The sequence below is a fragment of the Sinorhizobium meliloti genome, assembly GCF_017876815.1.
Lineage (GTDB): Bacteria > Pseudomonadota > Alphaproteobacteria > Rhizobiales > Rhizobiaceae > Sinorhizobium > Sinorhizobium meliloti.
In genome coordinates this window covers 23,291-39,415 of the sequence record NZ_JAGIOS010000003.1, presented here as the reverse complement: position 1 = coordinate 39,415, position 16,125 = coordinate 23,291, and the positions used below count along the sequence as shown (strand labels likewise).

Below are 16,125 nucleotides of genomic sequence, written 5' to 3'. Positions count from 1 at the left end.
AAGATGATCGTTGCTGCTGATGCGGCGGAGAGGGTACCCTCTTGATCCGGCACTTTGGAGGAAGCAATGCAACCGGAGCAAGTCCGCCTCACCGGCGCAACGGAAACCCTGCTCATCACGCTCCAAGCCAAGGCAGCCGAAAGCGCCATGCCGGATTCGCTGCTTCGCGACCGCTTTGCTGCTGATGCATTGCACCGTCTTGATCCGGATGGTCGGCACCTTGAGATTGGTCACGACATGACGATCGGCATCGCGCTGCGGGCCTATATGCTTGATCGCTGGACCGAGGCATTCCTCCAGCGCTGCACGGAGGCCACTGTTCTGCATCTCGGCTGCGGTCTCGACAGTCGCATCTTCCGGATCGATCCCGGGCCGAGAGTTCGCTGGTTCGAACTGGATGTCCCTGATGTCATTTCCTTGCGGAAACGGATCTATCCCGGCCGTGCGGGCTGCACAACGATTGCCTGCTCGATTGTCGAGCGTGGCTGGATTGAGAGACTTCCCGCCGACAGACCGACGATGATCGTCGCCGAGGGTGTTCTCCCGTATCTGGAAGATCATGAGGTTTCGCAGGTTCTGCGCCGGATCGCCGGGCACTTTCCCGAGGGCGAGATAGCTTTCGATGCCTATAGCAGTACTGCGATACGGCTACTGCGCTTCAATCCGGCGATCCGAGCCACCGGTGCCAGTCTCCAATGGGCGGTCGACGACCCGGCAGAGCTGGAGCGGCAGGTACCGGGGCTACAGCTCATTGAGGATCGTTCGGATTGGGACGTCGGCCAGGTGGCGCGGATGTCACCCGCCGCCCAGGTGGCGCTGCAGCTCTTCAGCACCATACCTTATCCTATGGGGCGCCTCATTCGGTATGGTTTCTGAGCGCATCGCAGCGGCGGGATGATCACACGATCCGAAAGAAGAAATGATCCAAATCCTGCCGCGACAACTGTTTTCCCCTGCCTCAGCGCCAGAAGCGCTTCGCGTCAACAAAGGCATCCTCCGCTTCCGCGGTAGCGTTTAGAAGCGTGCCTTTGTCGGCAGCACTGACAAGGTCCCCCGCTCCCGGGACGCCCGAAAGAGCGAGCTTCGACAGCATATCGGGAGCGGTCGCAAGATCGATCAGGCTACCGAGTTGATCCTGAAGTCCCTCCATCGCCGTGATAAATCGCTTGTGGCGTTTGGTTTCCATACAGAGAGGGCTGAAAAACTCCGCCGAATAGCGCAGTTTCTTTGCCGTTATCCGCAGCTGATGGCGGGCCTCGTCGTCGAGATAGACAAGATTGCCGCCCCTCGTCACCCTCTTCCAAAGCTTGTCCAGGACAGTAGAGACGAAACTCTTTGCTGGGCTGGCGAGCAACGCCGCGCCCTTTTGTCGCTCCGCCAATCTTTCATTGAAATCCATTCGGCGAAGTCGATGATCAACGATCTCGCGCGCCGAAGCGAACGCGGCTTACGGATCGTTCGAACGCCGGGAACTGTGGGAGTCAAAAGGGCCGAGGAAACGGTGCCGCGCGCCGTGCAGAGCGATGACGCCGCTAGACTTTCACGGATGTCCTGCGCCTGGCCCGAGAGCGGTAAGCGCCAGACAGGCGCCTAACCGTCACTGGCAAGGAAATCGATGAGCGTCCGCGTGGCCGCCGAGAGGCGGCGGTGTGTGGCGAAGATGAGCGAGAAAGGCCGGGAACGGCCGCGCGCATGCTCCAGCACATCGACAAGACGCCCCTGTTCGATACGGCCCCGCACAATAAAGTCGTAGGTCTGACAGATGCCGAGGCCGTTTTCCGCCAACGAAACCACACCCAGCACGTCGTCAAACACCCGGATGCGACCAGGTGGCGTCCAGTCAACGCCACGTCCCTCGACACGAAACAGCCATGGGGCGCACCGGCCTGTGCTCGGCATCACGAACGGCAGGCACTGATGTGTCGCCAAGTCTTCGACACTCCGCGGAACGCCAGCCCGTTCGAGATAATGCGGAGAGGCAACCAGCCGCAACGGCGCATCCTCCAGTTTGCGCGCCACCAGCCCGCTGTCGGGAAACGGGCCGAGGCGGATCGCCAGATCGTAACCCTCCGCCACCAGATCGACATTGCGGTTGGTGATGCTCAGTTCAACCTGGACTTCTGGGTGGATCTGCGTGAAGCGGCCCAGCATCGCCGGGAGTCGATAGTGACCGTAGGTCGTTGGCACGCTGATGCGCACATGACCCGTCAACGACGCTCCAGTTGGGCCTTGAATCGCCCGCTCCGCATCATCGAGCATCGAAAAAGCGGCTCGGGCCTGCTCCAGATAGGCGCGGCCTTCATCCGTCAGGCTTAACCGTCGCGTGGTTCGACGCATCAGTTGCGCGCCAAGGCGGGCTTCAAGACGGGTAATCGCCCTGCTGAGGACCGACGGCGTCGTCGACAGTGTGACTGCGCCTTCAGTCATCGAGCCTTTTTCGGCAACGGTGATAAATGCCTCCACATCGCCAAGATGATCAAACCGCCGTCCCATTTTGACCCCTAGCGAATAAGTTAGTTTCTTTGGGACAGCTCTATCCTCGATTTTGGCATCAATAAAGTGCTTCAGCCCTTCCCCCTGTCGGGTGGAGACCAAATTCCGCGTCAGCTCCCAGACGCCACCTCTGATAGCAAGACCGAAAGGCACGCATCATGACCCAACAACGTACATTTCTCGTGGAAAGCCGCACTCCACGATATTTCCAAGCCGTATGGGATCGACGGGATTGTCAACAATGTCGGCCACGTGCGGCCAGCAAGTTCTTGGCGATGTCGACCTCGACGCGCCCGATGCGATCCTTCGCCTGAACTTACATCCTGCCATTCGGACCGTGCAGGCAGCGTTGCCCCGAATGCGAGCGAATGGACGGAGCCGTGTCGTTAATATCTGCAGCCTCACCGTCGGCATCGCCGAGCGAACTGCTTATGCGGCCGCAAAGGGGGCCTTGGTCAGCTTCACCAGGACGTGGGCGCTCGAACTCGCGCAAACAGGCATTACGGTCAATGCAGTGGCGCCCGGCCCGACCGAACCGAACTGCGAAGGGGAATACCAGTATTTGACGGGTGTTCCCATGCATCGGCTCGGTAGGCCGGACGAAATTGCAGCCGCGATCCAGTTCCTCTTGTCAGAGGACGCCGGTTTCATCACCGGCCAGACACTGTTTGTTTATTGTGGCGCATCGATCGGGAAGGCACTGCTCTGAGGCATTTCGCGTCGGGTGAACCAGACAGAAGGGCAGCGGAACCGTCCCTGTGGCACGGCAGCGTATTATTGGCCACCATTCTGTCCTTCTGCGAACAAATGAATTCCTCGAAAGCCCATTTATCCGCTTTCGCAGCTTTAATACGTTCAAGGCATCGATGCGATCCAACTCATCCCGATTTCAGGAGCAGATCATGACAAGCGCAACTCAGGATCTCAAACCGGTTCTCTTCGTCCTCACCAGCCATAGCGTAAAAGGCGAAACTGGCGAATCCACAGGCTTCTACCTCGGCGAAGTCACCCATCCCCTCGCCGTCCTCGATGCCGCCGGCATCCCGGTCGAGTTCGCCTCGATCGCCGGTGGTGAACCGCCGGTCGACCGCCTCGACCTCAATGACGCTGTCAATGCGCGCTACTGGAACAGCGAAGGCTTCCGCCACGCCATCCGCAACACGTCGCGTCTTTCCGATGTCGATCCAAAAGACTACTCCGCCATTTTCTTCGCCGGTGGCCATGGCGCTATGTGGGATTTCCCGACAAGCCCGGCCGTCAACAGCGTCGCCCGCGATATTTATGAGGCTGGTGGTGTCGTCGCCGCCGTTTGCCACGGCCCCGCGGCACTGGTCAACATCACCCTGAGCAGTGGCGCCCACCTGGTTGCCGGCAAGAATGTCGCCGCTTTTACCGACGACGAGGAACGGGCCGTCAAGCTGGACAAGACGGTTCCCTTCCTGCTTGCCAGCACGCTTTCCGCCCGCGGTGCACATCATCATCCGGCCGCCGATTGGGCGGCCAAGATTGTCGTCGATGGAAGGCTGGTCACCGGCCAGAACCCGCAGTCAGCAACGGGCGTCGGCGAAGCTCTACGCGACCTGCTGACCCCATAACCCCGCATCACTCATAACGGATCATCAGCCATCCCTGCCCGTGCGGTTTGGGAATGGCCTTCGCCTGGAGAAAAAGCATGAAACCCATCCGCACTTTTGCTCTCGCCCTTGTCCTTGGAACAAGTGCCTTTACCGCACAGGCCGCCAACGTGCTGGTCGTTCTTTCCGATTCCGATCACCTCGACCTCAAGGACGGCAAGGTTTTCGAGACCGGCTTCTACCTCAACGAGTTGATGCAGCCGGTAAAGGCGCTCACCGAGGCCGGTCACGACATCACCTTTGCGACCCCGAAGGGTACGGCGCCGACATTGGACAAATCCTCCGTGGACAACCTGTATTTCGGCGGTGACGAGGCCGCGATGCAGGAAAGCATTGCCATGCTCGACAAGCTCAAGCTGACATCCGACAGCAGCTCGCCGGTCGTCAGCCTCGCCCGCGTCGAGCAGATCGGTTACGACCATTTCGATGCGGTCTATGTGCCGGGCGGCCATGCCCCGATGCAGGATCTTTTGGTCAGCCAGGAACTCGGCAAGCTACTCGCCGACTTCCATGCGAAGGGTAAGACAACCGCCCTTGCCTGCCACGGCCCGATCGCGCTCCTGTCGACCCTGCCCGATGCGTCGGCCTTCACCACAAAGCTTGAGACGAGCGGTTCAGCGAAGGCCGAGGGCTGGATCTATGCAGGCTACAAGATGACCGTCATCAGCAATCAGGAAGAGGAAATCGCCAAGGGTCTGCTGAACGGTGGCAAGATGAAGTTCTATCCGCAGACGGCATTGGAAGCGGCCGGCGGAGACTTCGTCAGCAATGAGGCGCCGTGGGCCTCAAACGTCGTGACCGACCGCGAACTGATCACCGGCCAGAACCCTGCCTCCGCCCCGGCCGTTGCCACAGAACTGCTGAAACGCCTGAAATAAACCGGCCCGACCAGTGTCCAACGCCGCTCCCGGAACGGTGACGATGCTTCACCATCATTCACCCCGCCATGTAGCGGCTTGGGCGCTGCCCATATCGCAAGCGGGGAACCAGCCTGACAGGACAGAAAAGTGACCAATAGTATTAAAGTAGTGGCGCGCGTCATGATCACACTCGGCAACGAAGACGCATTCGAGACATATGCGGCGGAACTGTCGGTCGCCACACGGGCCGAGGCGGGGTGCCTCTCCTATCATCTCCATCGACACCTCAACCAAAAGGGCGTCTACGTCTTCGTCGAGGAATGGGCCTCCCGCCAGGTATGGGAACAGCACATGTCCGGCGAAGCCATCCGCGCCTTCAACAGGCAACTGCCCGCCGGAACGATCGCCCACATCGAGATCCACCCCCTCGAACAGATCGCCTGAGGCGACAGAAGGCATGACCATGACTAAGGTAAAAATCGGAATCGTCGGCACGGGTTTTATTGCGACGATCCTTGCCCCGCAAATCCAGTCATCCAAGAAGGCGAGGCTAGACGCCGTTTCGAGCCGCACACTTGCGAAGGCCGAAAGCTTTGTCGCCAACTATCCGGGCGCCATCGCCGTCGAGGGTGCCGATCATTTGATCGCACGCGATGATGTCGACGCGGTTTATATCGCGACTCCAACGTCAGCGAAGGAAGACGTCGCAAGCCGTGCGCTCACTGCCGGCAAGCATGTCCTCATCGAAAAGCCGCTGCATTCGGCGGCGTCTTTTAAACGCCTGTCGGCTCTCGCCCGTCAAAAGGGCCTCGTGCTGATGGACGCCACCCACTTCGTTCATCATCCGCGCACATCCGCGATGCGTCAGCGTCTGGCCGCACTGATCGGCGCCCCGCGTTCGCTGCACACTATGTTCTATTTCCCCTTCTCCGACCGGGAGAACATCCGCTTTGACCCGATCGACGAGCCGATGGGCGCGGCGGGCGACATGGCCTGGTATTCGATGCGGGCCGTCGTCGAATACCTCGCACCGGACGCGCTCGAAGATATCAAGGTCTTTGCCGAGTGGGACCCGCACTCAGGCGCGGTCATCCGCGCAACCGGCGTCTTGCAATTCAACGCCGGCAAGACCGCAACCTTCGATGTCGGTTATACAGCCGGTGCGGCGGTGATGGAGCTCACCGTCGCCGGCACATCCGGCATCCTGACGCAGGACGATTTCGTCCTCGACTGGCAGAGCGGCTTCGGCTTCGATAATCCCGACATTCAAACGGGTTTCATCCATCGTTCCGGCCTGGCCACGCGGAATGACTTCGCTTTCATCGAGACGCCGAGCGAAAGATCACAACACGCCCTCATGATCGACAACTTCGCCGATCTGATCCGCAACGGCGACGCCGCCGAGCGGGAGATCTGGTTGTCTGCGACAGAAAAGACGCAAGTCTTCCTCGATGCGATTTGGCAGGAAATTCAGACGCAGGCTCGAGCATCCCCGGCAATGACCCCCCAAGTAAATATGAGAGAAAATCCATGAACAGCCTGTTCGAACCATACGAGCTGGCGGGGCGCACCCTGCGCAACCGGTTCGTCATGGCTCCCATGACCGCCGCCCGCGCCAATGTCGGCGAAGCGGAACCTCGCCCCGAGGACTAGGCGCTGACGACCTGACCAATAGGAATGGCAATGTCCGAGAGCCGTCGCCATTCCTTTCTCACGCTACAGTCTGTATTCGGGCGCCACAACGTCAAGTCTGCGCTTGAGGCTTTCCAGATGCAGCCGCGCACTCTCCGGATCGCCCTCCCGCATCTGTCTGGCGGTCGCCGCTGCAATTTCGGGATCGACCGGCAGAAGCGGCCGCCCCGTGCTCATCGCCTTCAACTGCACTTCCGCTGCCCGCTCGAGATAATAAAGATCATCCCACGCCTCCGCGATATTCGGCGCGCAAACCATGACACCGTGGTTTTTCATAAAGAGAATATCCTTGTCGCCAAGAACGCTCGCCAGACGATCTCCCTCACGGTCGTCGAGCGCAAGGCCGTTGTAGTCCTCGTCAACCACGGTGCGCCCGTAAAATTTAAGCGCGGTCTGCCCGGCCCATTCAAGCGGCTCTCCTTCGATCATACTGAGCGCCGTCGCGTTCGGCATATGGGTATGAAACGCCGCACCTATACGCGGCGCCGCCTTATGCAGACGCGCATGAATGAAGAAGGCCGTCGCCTCCGGTTCGCCATCGCCGGAAAGCACATTGCCGTCGAAATCGCAGATCAGCAGGCTGGACGCCGTCGCCTCCTCGAAAGCCCAGCCAAGCCGGTTGACAAGGAAGACATCCGCATGCCCAGGCACGAGCGCCGAAAAATGATTGCAGATCCCCTCCTCAAGGCCATATCGCGCCGCCGCCCGCAAACAGGCAGCCAGATCCACACGCGCCTGCCAGATCTCTTCCCCGCCGAGATCGACGTTTCGCAAGATCGCCGGTGCAGCCAGTCCGCGTTTAAGTTCATGCGCCATGAATATATCTCCGTAAGAACAATCGCCTATTCCATCCAGCCCGCGGCGGACAGCAAGCCGCAAACTTCGTCAAGCCGGGCAACCGTTTCATTCGGCACGTAATCGGCAAGCGGCTTCCGCCCGGTTCCGCGGTCGACCCAGATCGTTCGGAAGCCAAGCTCCCTTGCTGCGGCGAGATCGAGATGCGGACTGGCGCAAATGTGGACCAGTTGCTCCTTTTCGATACCCAACTCTCTCCAGGCATGCTGGAATATCTGCCTTGCCGGCTTGTAAGCTCCGGCCTGCTCCGCCGTGATGACCCGATCGACCGAACCGCCAAGTTGAGCTACGTTTCCGGCGATGATCGCGTCGTCCGTGTTGGAGATAATGGCGAGCTTGAACCCTGCCGCCTTCAGCCTGGTAAGCGTGGCGACCACCTCCGGAAAGGGCGGCATGCGGCTAATTGACGACGTCAGGATGTCTGCATCGTCAGGTGATACATCGAGGGAGAATTCGCCCATCGCAAGCGCAAGGGCTGTCGCGCTCACATTCTTGAACGACCGGTGCGGACGCTCCCGTTCCAACCGATGCTCGTATCGGTCGTATACGGAAATAAAGTCATCGCGTTCGATGGAACGGTTCTTTCCCGCAAGAATCCTCTCCATCGCCGCCAGCAGGCCTTCGTCCCACTGAATGAGAGTGCCGTAGCAATCAAAAGTCAGCCATTCCGGCCGCTGTCCAGAACGGATCATGTCGCTCTCCTGTTTAACTGGCAGCAGGATTGACATAACGCGCCGTTATTTGGAAATTGGATGTTGGCATATTCTCCATTGAAAAACCGAATGACTTTCGGATTTGATCTCGATCTTTTGCGCGCCTTCACCGCTGTCGTGGAGACAGGTGGGTTTACGCGCGCAGCGGAACGGGTTCATCGCACGCAATCGACGATCAGCCAGCAGATCAAGAAGCTCGAAACCAACCTTGGCCATGTTCTCCTTATCCGGGACCGCGCAACGGGGAGCGTTCGCACCACCGAGGAGGGCGAACTTCTGATGAGCTATGCCCGCCGGATATTGTCGGTTTCGGCCGAAGCAAACGAAGCGCTCGGTCGATCGATGCCCTCGCCGAAGACTGTTCGCCTTGGGGTTCCCGAAGACTTCGCTGGGCGACGGATGATTGATCTGCTTTCTGGATTTGCACGGGCTTCTCCGCGCACGAGGCTCGATACGATCAGCGGCTGGAGTTTCGAGCTTCGTCGGCTCTTGCAGGCAGGAGAAATCGACCTCGCCCTTGTAAAGCGTGAGCCGGGGAACGGCGCCTGCATCGCCAAATGGGAAGAACGCCTGGTCTGGATCGGTGACCCGTTGCTCGCCGTCGGCAACGATCCGGTTCCCCTTGCGGTTTTCCCCTCAGGCTGCATCTATCGGGAGCGAGTGATCCGGGCGGTGGAACGCAGCGGCAAAGCTTGGCGTATCGCCTATTCCAGTCAGGGTCTCATGGGCGTGCAGGCCGCTGTCGCCTCCGGCCTTGGCATCAGCCTACTGCCCAACGATGCGGTGCTGCCCGAACATCGGCTGCTGCATGAGACTGATGGCTTTATGCCGGAACCCGCATCGGAACTCGCGCTCATCACCATCGCGAAAAAGCTGGACCCCGCCGTGCAGGACCTTGTGGATTATCTGCTGGCTAGCCTGAAAGCGATGAAGTTCACGTAGAGGGCTTGGTTCTCAGTCCTTTATCCCGCCGTCCATCAACTCGCCGTCCCGCTAAGCGCTCGCTTGTTTATCAAGGTCGGGCGCAGCTGGAATATCGGAAAATCGTGGCATGGGCGACCAGCGGCACGATGACGAGGCTGAAGGCGATGGTGATGACCTACTGGCTACCGATTGCGGTGACTGGCGTGAGCAGCCCGTCGCCGAGCATGGGCAGAGTAAGCGCTAGTGGTAGAGCCAGGATCATGCGCAGAGGGGGCGATGGCGGACGGAGTGGACGACCAGATTGGGTGGCATTATGGCTGCGAGCGGATGCGGCCGAAGCCCGGCCGGCCGATCATCCGCCCGTCGGCCAGTGCCTTCCTGATGAACGGGGTGCCCAGCAGCACCGAGAGCAGGCCGATCCAGATCGGCGTCATGGCAAAGTCAGCGCCGATCCGGTCGAACGACAGCACCGCCTCGCCACGCCAGAGGGGGCGGTTTAGGCCGCATTGCAGGGCGTGTTGAAGGCCGCGACGCCCGGTGTCCGTGCGATCACATAGGTCCTCCAGTTCACCTTGTATCTCCGTCTTTCAAGGTTAGGCATGGCGAAGGCGGGCATGGCTCTGCGATCGGGCAAGGCAGCCCATATCGGTCAGCGCCGCGGCGATGGGCCTGGTCGAGGGGCGTATGCGGTTCGACGCCCAGCAGGTCAACGAGACGTTGATTGTCGAGGCGCATGGGGTGTTTCCACGCCGGTTCGATCTCCAGCGTTTCCTTCGGAAACCCGCCAAAGGGCGCGGCAAGACGCATCATCCACCACGGGAAGGCGCGTTCCGGAACATCCTGGGCCACGGCCCGGCGGACCGCATCGCGCATCTGCGTACCGGTTGGATCCCAATGGCCGGCGAACTGCACCGTTTCATAGGCGCGCAATCGTTCGGGAATTGCCATAAGGCCGGCGAAGGCCGCAGCAAGATCAGGCAGATAGGCATAGGCATGGGGTACACCCGAAGCCATGCTGGTAAACTTGCGCACCGGCCGTCCCGGTTGCACCATCGCTTGCGCGAACCAGCTTGCCCGTGTTCCCGGCCCGAAGAAGTCGCCCGCCCGTAAAATGAGGGAGGAAACCTCCGGGGACGCCTCCGCCAATTTCCGCTCAAGCGCGACGCGGATCCTGCCCTTCGTGGTGCGTGCATTCTGCGGGGTGTTTTCGTCGATCACAGGCGTCTGCACCGGATCGTAATTATAGACCGTGCCCGGCAGCACGATACGGGCGCCTGCCGCACGAGCGGCCGCCAGCGTATTGTCGATCATCGGCAGCACGAGCGACGACCAGTTTCGATAACCCGGTGGGTTGACCGCATGGACGATGGCCGCGACGCCATCTCCCAGCGTGGCCGCGCGAACGACGGACGCCCCGTCCATGGCGTCACCCGTGACGAACTGCGGAGCCGGTCAATCATGTCGCCAGCCGGACCTGGCCGCATCGGCGTTCCGGCACAGGGCACGGACCTGCCATCCCTCGCGCATGAGCCTGGCAGCGATGGCACCGCCAACGCCGCCCGTAGCGCCAAGAACGAGGGCGGTCCGGTTGGCCGCCCGGTTGCCTACATGTGTGGAAACAGTCTGAACCATGAGTAATCTCCTTTCGATGAGGAGAGCTTCGGTCAGATCGGATCACAAGAAAATTGCCAATAAGCCTCCATCTGACTATAAGAAATTTATGAGCAAGAACGTGGACTGGGACGATCAGCGGGCCTTTCTGGCGGTGATGGAAACCGGCAGTCTGTCGGCGGCCGCACGACGGCTGGGACTGTCTCAACCCACTGTGCGCGCGCGCATCGAAGGGCTGGAAGCCGCGCTGGGTACGGCGCTGTTCACCCGCTCGGTCCATGGACTGGTACCCACGCCGACAGCCGAAGCAATGGCCACGCCCGCCCGGGCAATGGCACACGCCTCGGAGGCCATGCTACGCGCCGCGTCGGCGGACTCAGCGACAGCGGCGGGCCGGGTAAGGCTTAGCGTCTCAGAATTCGTGGGAATCGAGGTTCTTCCGCCCATGCTTCGCAGCCTGCGCGACAAGCATCCGCAACTCACCGTCGAATTCGAACTGAGCAATGCACGCGCCGACCTGCTCGACCAACAGGTCGATGTCGCGGTGCGGATGCATCCGCCTGAACAGTCCGCGCTGGTGGCAAAGAAGGTACCGCTTATCCCGCTCGGCCTGTTTGCTCATCGCGATTATCTTGCTGTCTACGGCCGCCCCGCCACCAAGACCGAGATCCGCGACCATTTGTTCATCGGGCCGGACCGCAATCGCGGCGATCTCGCCGTAGCCGCACAGATCGCAGGTTCCGTCCCCGTCAGTTGGATCGCGCGGACGGATAGCCATCCTGCACAGCTCGCGCTCGCACGCGCCGGCCTCGGTATTGCTGTCGCCCAGATTCCGGCGGCTGCGCGGTACCCCGAACTGGAACGCGTTCTGCCGGACGTGGAACTTCCGCAACTGCCGACATGGATCGTCACGCACGAAAATCTTCGTCGCCTGCCACGCGTCGCGGCACTCTTCGATCATCTGGTCGAGGCGTTCGAGAGCTATGGCCGCCGTTAGGGCACACCGTGATGCAAATTTGCAGACATTGTTCACCTCTATCTCACAAAGGGCACAACAGCGCCCAACACTTTCCCGTCGATCGATTGACGAGGAGCCTAGAAAAATGACGATGCGCAATCGCCCGAGGTTTACCAATCGGTACGCGGACTGATTATCCATCTCTCGCCTTGAACGGAATCGAACTGCAGACCAGGGATTTCAACAAAGCCGGGGTCGAGTCGGCTCTGAGAGCTTCGGGTAGTTTCGTTTATTTCGTTAATTGCGTCTGCTTCGAATAAAGGGTAGAAAAGAGTTCCAAATGGAGGGCTATCAAAATGACAGTTCCAGCAGCAGCCCAGGAACTGGGCGGGCGCCTGCCGTCAGCCTCCGAAAAAGCTGCCGCGAACCACCTGCGGAAGATACTGGCGGCTCATGCTACCGGCGACGCGAAATTGCGCGTGCTCGACGATGAGACGCAGCAGCCAACGGAGATTACCCTTACCCCAGCGCTGTCCAGTCTCCTAATGGAGCTGTTGCGTCATATCGGCAAGGGTGACGCGGTGACGCTCGTTCCCGTCAGCAAGATGCTGACGACGCAACAAGCGGCGGATATTCTCAATGTATCGCGGCCATTCCTGGTTTCCCTCCTCGATAAGGGCGAGATCGAGTACTCGCTTGTTGGTCGACATCGAAGGATTCAGGCCGATCATCTGTTCAAATACAAGAAGGAACGCGACGAGAAGCGGAGTCAGGCCCTTGCAGATCTTGCCGAGTTGGACGCGGAGCATCTGTAAGCTTGTTCGCTAATCGATTCACCGCCTTCGTCGACGCAAGTGCACTAAAGCGAAACTTGCTGCTGACCCTTGCGAAGCGGAATTCTTTCGACTCCGCTGGTCCGCAACTATTCTTGATGAGACCCAGAAGGCCATCGAGAAAGATCTTGGCCGATAAGGACGTCGCCGACGCCACCGTACGTGCATCGCGCGCAGGAGCAAGCATGGAAGCTGCATTCGAGGAAGCGATGGTCGTTGATTTTGATCAGTTTCTCTCCGCTTGCGAGGGTCTCCCCGACGAAAACGACGCGCATGTAGTCGCAGCTGCTCTGAAGACGCAGGCCGCTGTAATTGTGACCGATAATCTGAGAGACTTCCCCGAGGAGTTGCTCCGCCGGTTGAACCTTAAAGCGAGGTCGGCCGATGCCTTTATTGCTGATACAATTGCCTTGGACACCGGTAGAGCGGTGGCAGCGGTTAGGCGCATGAGAGAGCGCTTCAGAAAGCCGGAAAAACCGCCGATGTCCTTCTTTTGGATATGGAGGCAAACGGCCTTACGGAAACCGTAGACGTCCTAAGGCCCCACATTCTCTCGCTCTAGGTTCGAAGGAGGCCACCTACCCTCCCTGGAGCGCCGCAACTCCATAGCCGTGTTCCCGGTGATACACTATGCGATCATTTGAGACTATCGGCTAGTCGCGACAGAGGGCACGCGCAATTTGCCGTTCACTCGAAGTGGTCGTGACGAGTGCCTCAGACTGCGGTGTCCGCACGCCCGATCGCCGACCGGTTCGGGATCGCCGAGTGCCGCGAGCGCCAGCAAGATCTGAATCGGACGGCGCCGACCGCCGCTCCGCCCGATGAAGGTCGACGCCATCGACCTCCGTAGCTGGCGGTAGGCGAGCGTCAGACTACCGTGGACGCCAAAAGAACACCACTCCGGCAGGGAGGCGCCGGAGTGGCGTCGCTCAGAACAACGCCGCAACTTTGTCCGCGATCGCGTGCCCGAGTCTGATGTTGGTTTCCGCCGAGAGGTGAATGCCGTCGATCCCATCGGTGGAAATGCAATCACCGGCGGCGAAAAACTCGACCTTCATGAAATCGGCAAGCGCCTTGTAGAGGCCGGAGAGTTCCTTCGACTTCTCGTAGCCGCCGCCGAACATGCCTTCGAACCACGGGTCGGGCATCGGCGCGAGCGGCGGCGGAGCGACGACAAGCACCTTCGGCGCGGGATATGGCGTGCCGACGCCACCGGCGCAGGTCAGCACCTGGCCGACTAGCTTGCCCATGCCGTTGGCGATCTCGTAAGGCGTGCGGTGGAAATAGGATTTCGTGTCGTTCGTGCCCAGCATGATGATGACGAGGTCGAGTGGGAGGTGGCTGGCGAGTGCCATGGGCAGGTAGGTGCTGCCGTTGAGCCGCGCGTCGTTGGGGTCGTCGAGGCTGGTGGTGCGGGCGCTCAGCCCCTCTTCGATGATGTGGTAACCGTCGCCAAGCCTCGCGGCCATTGCGCCGGTCCACCGTTGTTCATAGGGATAGCGCAAGGTCGGTGAGGATCCCTTCACCGGAATCCAGCCCCATGTCAGCGAATCCCCAAAGCACAGTACTGAGCGCTTTTCCACCATTAACGTCCTCCTTGAATGGCTGTTGATTGTCATTTGCCGGCACGAAGGCCGTAGAAGATGGCCGCGAGCAGGATGATCATGCCCTGAGCGACGAGCTTGCCGGCATCGCCGACACCGAACGTCGTCATGGCAACAAAGAGGAAGGCGAAGCAGAGCACGCCGAAGAATGGTCCCCAGACGCCACCCTCACCACGCCCGAAGACGACGCCGCCGAGAATGGTCGCGGCCACTGAGAGAACCGGCAGGTCGAGCCCGACACGCACGCTGCCAACGGCGATAGACGCCGTCTGGACCAGCGCGGCGATAGCGGCCATCAGGCCGGCGAGTGTGTGGGCGAGGATAACCGTGCGCTCCACCGGAACACCGGAAAAATGCGCGGCCGGCATGCTTTCTCCGACCGCGGCGACAAAGCGGCCGAAGACAGTCTGCGATAGCAGCAGCGCCATCAGCGCGGTGACTGCGATCCAGAGGATGACCGGGCTCGGCAGGCCGGCAAAGCGCGTGTTGAAGAGATCAGCAAAGAGTTTCGGCACGTCGCCTGGTGGCTTGCCGCTCGAAAGATACTGCACGAAGCCAACGAGCACGATGGAAAGCGCCAGCGTGACTATGACGGCAGAGACGCGGCGCTTGGCCACCATCACCCCGTTGAAGAGGCCGATGACTAGGCCGGTCGTCAGCGCCAGTGCGACATAGAAACCGAGCGAGGCGCCGGGGAAAATGCCGGACGAGATGCAGTAATTGATGAGAAGGATGACGCCGCCGCCCGACAGATCGATCGACTTCACCCGCATCACAAGGAGCTGGCCGAGCACGAGAATGCCGAGTGGCACGACCTGCCGCACGAAGACACCGAGGACATTGGCGTTCAGCATCTGCGGGCGTGCGACGAACAGGATCACCAGCAGCATGGCGAGCAGGTAATAGGACGGTGGGACCTTGGAGATGCGCCGGAAGCCGGTCGAATTGACGAGAGCCGACATGATCAGAGTCCTATCTTCTTGCGCGACTGCAGCGCGACGACGGCCATGAGCAGTATCCCCTTGATCGCCGTCTGCACGAAAGGCGTGACGTTGAGAAGGTTCATGCCGTTGGACAGCAGCGCCAGCGCTGCAACGCCGATGACCGTGCCGTGCAGGCTGCCGACGCCGCCGGACAATTGGGTGCCGCCGATGGCGACCGCCGTAATGGCGTCGAGTTCCATCAGGAGGCCGACGTTCGGGTCGCCGGAGACGATGCGGCCCGCGAGGAACACACCGGCAAGGGCGGCGAATAGTGTGCAGATCACATAGGCAAGCAGGATGTTGCGGTTGGCAGGAATGCCGAAATTGCGCGCTGCATCAGCCGAGCCCGAGGCGACGCCTCCGCCGATGGCGAAAAGATGCAGACCGTAGCGCGACCCGTAGAGTAGCTTCCACGCGACGAGCATCGTGACGATGCCCCAGAACACAGGCAGGGGAATGCCGAAGAGCGAACCCTCGACCATCCAGCGCACGCTATCGGGCACCGCGCCACCCGAGACTGGGCGCAGCACGCGGGTGATGCCGAGCACGATGTACTGCATGGAGAGCGTCGCGACGATCGGATGCACGCTGAGGCGCGTGACGCAGTAGCCGTTGGTCGCGCCGATGAGGCCGGCGAGCACGAAAACGGCGGGAATGGTGACGAAGCCCGGCAGGTCGAGCGCCAGGATCGCCGTGGTAAAGCTGACGACTGAGCCGATGGACAGATCAAGCCCGCCGACGAGCACGACGAACATCTGCCCGACCGCCGTTATCAGCAGCGGCATGCCTTGTGCGACGAGATTCGCTAGATTGCTCGACTGACCGAACTGGCTGGTGGTCGCGGCCAGCCAAAGCGCCATGGCGATCGCGATCACGAGCGGCAGCAGCCAGAGGCCCCGCCGGCTGCCTCGGCTGGTGAGCAATTTTTCGAAGGTGGAGGAAGAGGATGTCATCAAGTCGTCCAG

At 60.7% G+C, this 16,125-nt stretch carries 21 protein-coding genes; 11 read left to right on the top strand and 10 right to left on the bottom strand.

Annotation, left to right across the window (positions count from 1 at the left end; all coding sequences use genetic code 11):
• Nucleotides 1–66: 66 nt before the first annotated feature.
• Nucleotides 67–876 (top strand): class I SAM-dependent methyltransferase, encoded by an 810-nt coding sequence (locus tag JOH52_RS26755; protein ID WP_014531289.1) that lies wholly within the window; start codon nucleotides 67–69, stop codon nucleotides 874–876.
• 82 nt (nucleotides 877–958) lie between these two features.
• Here the strand turns inward: JOH52_RS26755 and JOH52_RS26750 are convergent, their stop codons facing one another.
• Both JOH52_RS26750 and JOH52_RS26745 read right to left on the bottom strand, forming a co-directional pair.
• Nucleotides 959–1,399 carry a CHAD domain-containing protein gene (locus JOH52_RS26750; RefSeq protein WP_014531288.1) on the bottom strand — a complete coding sequence of 147 codons (441 nt, stop codon included), beginning with the start codon at nucleotides 1,397–1,399 and terminating at the stop codon, nucleotides 959–961.
• Nucleotides 1,400–1,590: 191 nt separating this feature from the next.
• On the bottom strand, nucleotides 1,591–2,493 hold the full coding sequence (locus JOH52_RS26745; RefSeq protein WP_017266785.1) for a LysR family transcriptional regulator: 903 nt from the start codon (nucleotides 2,491–2,493) through the stop codon (nucleotides 1,591–1,593).
• Between the two features lie 241 nt (nucleotides 2,494–2,734).
• Here JOH52_RS26745 and JOH52_RS26740 point away from each other — a divergent pair, with 241 nt between their 5' ends.
• From JOH52_RS26740 to JOH52_RS35970, 6 genes are all read left to right on the top strand, one after another.
• Nucleotides 2,735–3,202: an SDR family oxidoreductase gene (locus tag JOH52_RS26740; protein ID WP_234705603.1), complete on the top strand. Its 468-nt coding sequence runs from the start codon at nucleotides 2,735–2,737 to the stop codon at nucleotides 3,200–3,202.
• 193 nt (nucleotides 3,203–3,395) lie between these two features.
• A complete protein-coding gene (locus tag JOH52_RS26735) occupies nucleotides 3,396–4,088 on the top strand; it encodes a type 1 glutamine amidotransferase domain-containing protein (protein WP_014531286.1) in 693 nt (230 codons plus the stop codon).
• A gap of 77 nt (nucleotides 4,089–4,165) precedes the next feature.
• Complete coding sequence (locus JOH52_RS26730) at nucleotides 4,166–5,005, top strand: type 1 glutamine amidotransferase domain-containing protein (RefSeq protein WP_014531285.1); 840 nt, start codon at nucleotides 4,166–4,168, stop codon at nucleotides 5,003–5,005.
• Between the two features lie 162 nt (nucleotides 5,006–5,167).
• Nucleotides 5,168–5,431, top strand: coding sequence for a putative quinol monooxygenase (locus JOH52_RS26725; RefSeq protein ID WP_017266786.1), 264 nt, complete (start codon nucleotides 5,168–5,170; stop codon nucleotides 5,429–5,431).
• A 19-nt stretch (nucleotides 5,432–5,450) separates the two neighbouring features.
• Nucleotides 5,451–6,521, top strand: coding sequence for a Gfo/Idh/MocA family protein (locus JOH52_RS26720; RefSeq protein WP_033045858.1), 1,071 nt, complete (start codon nucleotides 5,451–5,453; stop codon nucleotides 6,519–6,521).
• A complete protein-coding gene (locus JOH52_RS35970; RefSeq protein ID WP_014990290.1) occupies nucleotides 6,518–6,640 on the top strand; it encodes a hypothetical protein in 123 nt (40 codons plus the stop codon). Before JOH52_RS26720 ends, JOH52_RS35970 begins: the two co-directional genes overlap by 4 nt.
• 63 nt (nucleotides 6,641–6,703) lie before the next feature.
• Here JOH52_RS35970 and JOH52_RS26715 read toward each other — a convergent pair whose 3' ends face one another.
• Together JOH52_RS26715 and JOH52_RS26710 are read right to left on the bottom strand one after the other, a co-directional pair.
• Nucleotides 6,704–7,495, bottom strand: coding sequence for an aldolase (locus tag JOH52_RS26715; RefSeq protein WP_010968041.1), 792 nt, complete (start codon nucleotides 7,493–7,495; stop codon nucleotides 6,704–6,706).
• A 26-nt stretch (nucleotides 7,496–7,521) separates the two neighbouring features.
• On the bottom strand, nucleotides 7,522–8,226 hold the full coding sequence (locus JOH52_RS26710) for a haloacid dehalogenase type II (protein ID WP_014527995.1): 705 nt from the start codon (nucleotides 8,224–8,226) through the stop codon (nucleotides 7,522–7,524).
• A gap of 90 nt (nucleotides 8,227–8,316) precedes the next feature.
• Here JOH52_RS26710 and JOH52_RS26705 point away from each other — a divergent pair, with 90 nt between their 5' ends.
• Complete coding sequence (locus JOH52_RS26705) at nucleotides 8,317–9,189, top strand: LysR family transcriptional regulator (protein ID WP_017266787.1); 873 nt, start codon at nucleotides 8,317–8,319, stop codon at nucleotides 9,187–9,189.
• Between the two features lie 293 nt (nucleotides 9,190–9,482).
• Here JOH52_RS26705 and JOH52_RS26700 read toward each other — a convergent pair whose 3' ends face one another.
• The 3 genes from JOH52_RS26700 to JOH52_RS35350 form a co-directional block, all read right to left on the bottom strand.
• A complete protein-coding gene (locus tag JOH52_RS26700) occupies nucleotides 9,483–9,641 on the bottom strand; it encodes a hypothetical protein (protein ID WP_014531278.1) in 159 nt (52 codons plus the stop codon).
• Nucleotides 9,642–9,738: 97 nt separating this feature from the next.
• Nucleotides 9,739–10,593 (bottom strand): Rossmann-fold NAD(P)-binding domain-containing protein, encoded by an 855-nt coding sequence (locus tag JOH52_RS26695; RefSeq protein ID WP_014531277.1) that lies wholly within the window; start codon nucleotides 10,591–10,593, stop codon nucleotides 9,739–9,741.
• 30 nt (nucleotides 10,594–10,623) lie between these two features.
• Nucleotides 10,624–10,803, bottom strand: coding sequence for an NmrA family NAD(P)-binding protein (locus tag JOH52_RS35350; RefSeq protein WP_201269491.1), 180 nt, complete (start codon nucleotides 10,801–10,803; stop codon nucleotides 10,624–10,626).
• 88 nt (nucleotides 10,804–10,891) lie between these two features.
• Between JOH52_RS35350 and JOH52_RS26690 the strand changes: the two genes are divergently transcribed.
• The 3 genes from JOH52_RS26690 (at nucleotide 10,892) to JOH52_RS35345 (ending at nucleotide 13,103) form a co-directional block, all read left to right on the top strand.
• Complete coding sequence (locus JOH52_RS26690) at nucleotides 10,892–11,779, top strand: LysR family transcriptional regulator (RefSeq protein ID WP_017266788.1); 888 nt, start codon at nucleotides 10,892–10,894, stop codon at nucleotides 11,777–11,779.
• A 317-nt stretch (nucleotides 11,780–12,096) separates the two neighbouring features.
• Nucleotides 12,097–12,555, top strand: coding sequence for a helix-turn-helix domain-containing protein (locus JOH52_RS26685; protein ID WP_014990296.1), 459 nt, complete (start codon nucleotides 12,097–12,099; stop codon nucleotides 12,553–12,555).
• 203 nt (nucleotides 12,556–12,758) lie between these two features.
• Entirely contained in the window at nucleotides 12,759–13,103 is a 345-nt protein-coding gene (locus JOH52_RS35345; protein ID WP_234705604.1) for a PIN domain-containing protein, read from the top strand.
• 399 nt (nucleotides 13,104–13,502) lie between these two features.
• Here the strand turns inward: JOH52_RS35345 and JOH52_RS26675 are convergent, their stop codons facing one another.
• From JOH52_RS26675 to JOH52_RS26665, 3 genes are read right to left on the bottom strand one after another with little or no spacing between them, the layout of a single operon-like run.
• The gene (locus JOH52_RS26675) at nucleotides 13,503–14,159 is read right to left on the bottom strand and encodes an SGNH/GDSL hydrolase family protein (protein WP_014531272.1); all 657 of its coding nucleotides are present in this window, start codon (nucleotides 14,157–14,159) and stop codon (nucleotides 13,503–13,505) included.
• Nucleotides 14,160–14,188: 29 nt separating this feature from the next.
• On the bottom strand, nucleotides 14,189–15,139 hold the full coding sequence (locus JOH52_RS26670) for an ABC transporter permease (protein WP_010968047.1): 951 nt from the start codon (nucleotides 15,137–15,139) through the stop codon (nucleotides 14,189–14,191).
• Between the two features lie 2 nt (nucleotides 15,140–15,141).
• Nucleotides 15,142–16,113, bottom strand: coding sequence for an ABC transporter permease (locus JOH52_RS26665; RefSeq protein ID WP_010968048.1), 972 nt, complete (start codon nucleotides 16,111–16,113; stop codon nucleotides 15,142–15,144).
• Between the last annotated feature and the right edge of the window lie 12 nt (nucleotides 16,114–16,125).

Excerpts from the sequence above, each read along its gene's own strand:
- JOH52_RS26725 (WP_017266786.1), top strand. The coding sequence starts at position 5,168 with ATGATCACACTCGGCAACGAAGACGCATTCGAGACATATGCGGCGGAA.
- JOH52_RS26745 (WP_017266785.1), bottom strand. The coding sequence starts at position 2,493 with ATGGGACGGCGGTTTGATCATCTTGGCGATGTGGAGGCATTTATCACC.
- JOH52_RS35345 (WP_234705604.1), top strand. The coding sequence starts at position 12,759 with ATGGAAGCTGCATTCGAGGAAGCGATGGTCGTTGATTTTGATCAGTTT.
- JOH52_RS26690 (WP_017266788.1), top strand. The coding sequence starts at position 10,892 with ATGAGCAAGAACGTGGACTGGGACGATCAGCGGGCCTTTCTGGCGGTG.
- JOH52_RS35350 (WP_201269491.1), bottom strand. The coding sequence starts at position 10,803 with ATGGTTCAGACTGTTTCCACACATGTAGGCAACCGGGCGGCCAACCGG.
- JOH52_RS26730 (WP_014531285.1), top strand. The coding sequence starts at position 4,166 with ATGAAACCCATCCGCACTTTTGCTCTCGCCCTTGTCCTTGGAACAAGT.
- JOH52_RS26665 (WP_010968048.1), bottom strand. The coding sequence starts at position 16,113 with ATGACATCCTCTTCCTCCACCTTCGAAAAATTGCTCACCAGCCGAGGC.
- JOH52_RS26715 (WP_010968041.1), bottom strand. The coding sequence starts at position 7,495 with ATGGCGCATGAACTTAAACGCGGACTGGCTGCACCGGCGATCTTGCGA.
- JOH52_RS26750 (WP_014531288.1), bottom strand. The coding sequence starts at position 1,399 with ATGGATTTCAATGAAAGATTGGCGGAGCGACAAAAGGGCGCGGCGTTG.
- JOH52_RS26685 (WP_014990296.1), top strand. The coding sequence starts at position 12,097 with ATGACAGTTCCAGCAGCAGCCCAGGAACTGGGCGGGCGCCTGCCGTCA.
- JOH52_RS26695 (WP_014531277.1), bottom strand. The coding sequence starts at position 10,593 with ATGGACGGGGCGTCCGTCGTTCGCGCGGCCACGCTGGGAGATGGCGTC.
- JOH52_RS26720 (WP_033045858.1), top strand. The coding sequence starts at position 5,451 with ATGACTAAGGTAAAAATCGGAATCGTCGGCACGGGTTTTATTGCGACG.
- JOH52_RS26675 (WP_014531272.1), bottom strand. The coding sequence starts at position 14,159 with ATGGTGGAAAAGCGCTCAGTACTGTGCTTTGGGGATTCGCTGACATGG.
- JOH52_RS26735 (WP_014531286.1), top strand. The coding sequence starts at position 3,396 with ATGACAAGCGCAACTCAGGATCTCAAACCGGTTCTCTTCGTCCTCACC.
- JOH52_RS26755 (WP_014531289.1), top strand. The coding sequence starts at position 67 with ATGCAACCGGAGCAAGTCCGCCTCACCGGCGCAACGGAAACCCTGCTC.
- JOH52_RS26710 (WP_014527995.1), bottom strand. The coding sequence starts at position 8,226 with ATGATCCGTTCTGGACAGCGGCCGGAATGGCTGACTTTTGATTGCTAC.
- JOH52_RS35970 (WP_014990290.1), top strand. The coding sequence starts at position 6,518 with ATGAACAGCCTGTTCGAACCATACGAGCTGGCGGGGCGCACCCTGCGC.
- JOH52_RS26740 (WP_234705603.1), top strand. The coding sequence starts at position 2,735 with ATGTCGGCCACGTGCGGCCAGCAAGTTCTTGGCGATGTCGACCTCGAC.
- JOH52_RS26705 (WP_017266787.1), top strand. The coding sequence starts at position 8,317 with ATGACTTTCGGATTTGATCTCGATCTTTTGCGCGCCTTCACCGCTGTC.
- JOH52_RS26670 (WP_010968047.1), bottom strand. The coding sequence starts at position 15,139 with ATGTCGGCTCTCGTCAATTCGACCGGCTTCCGGCGCATCTCCAAGGTC.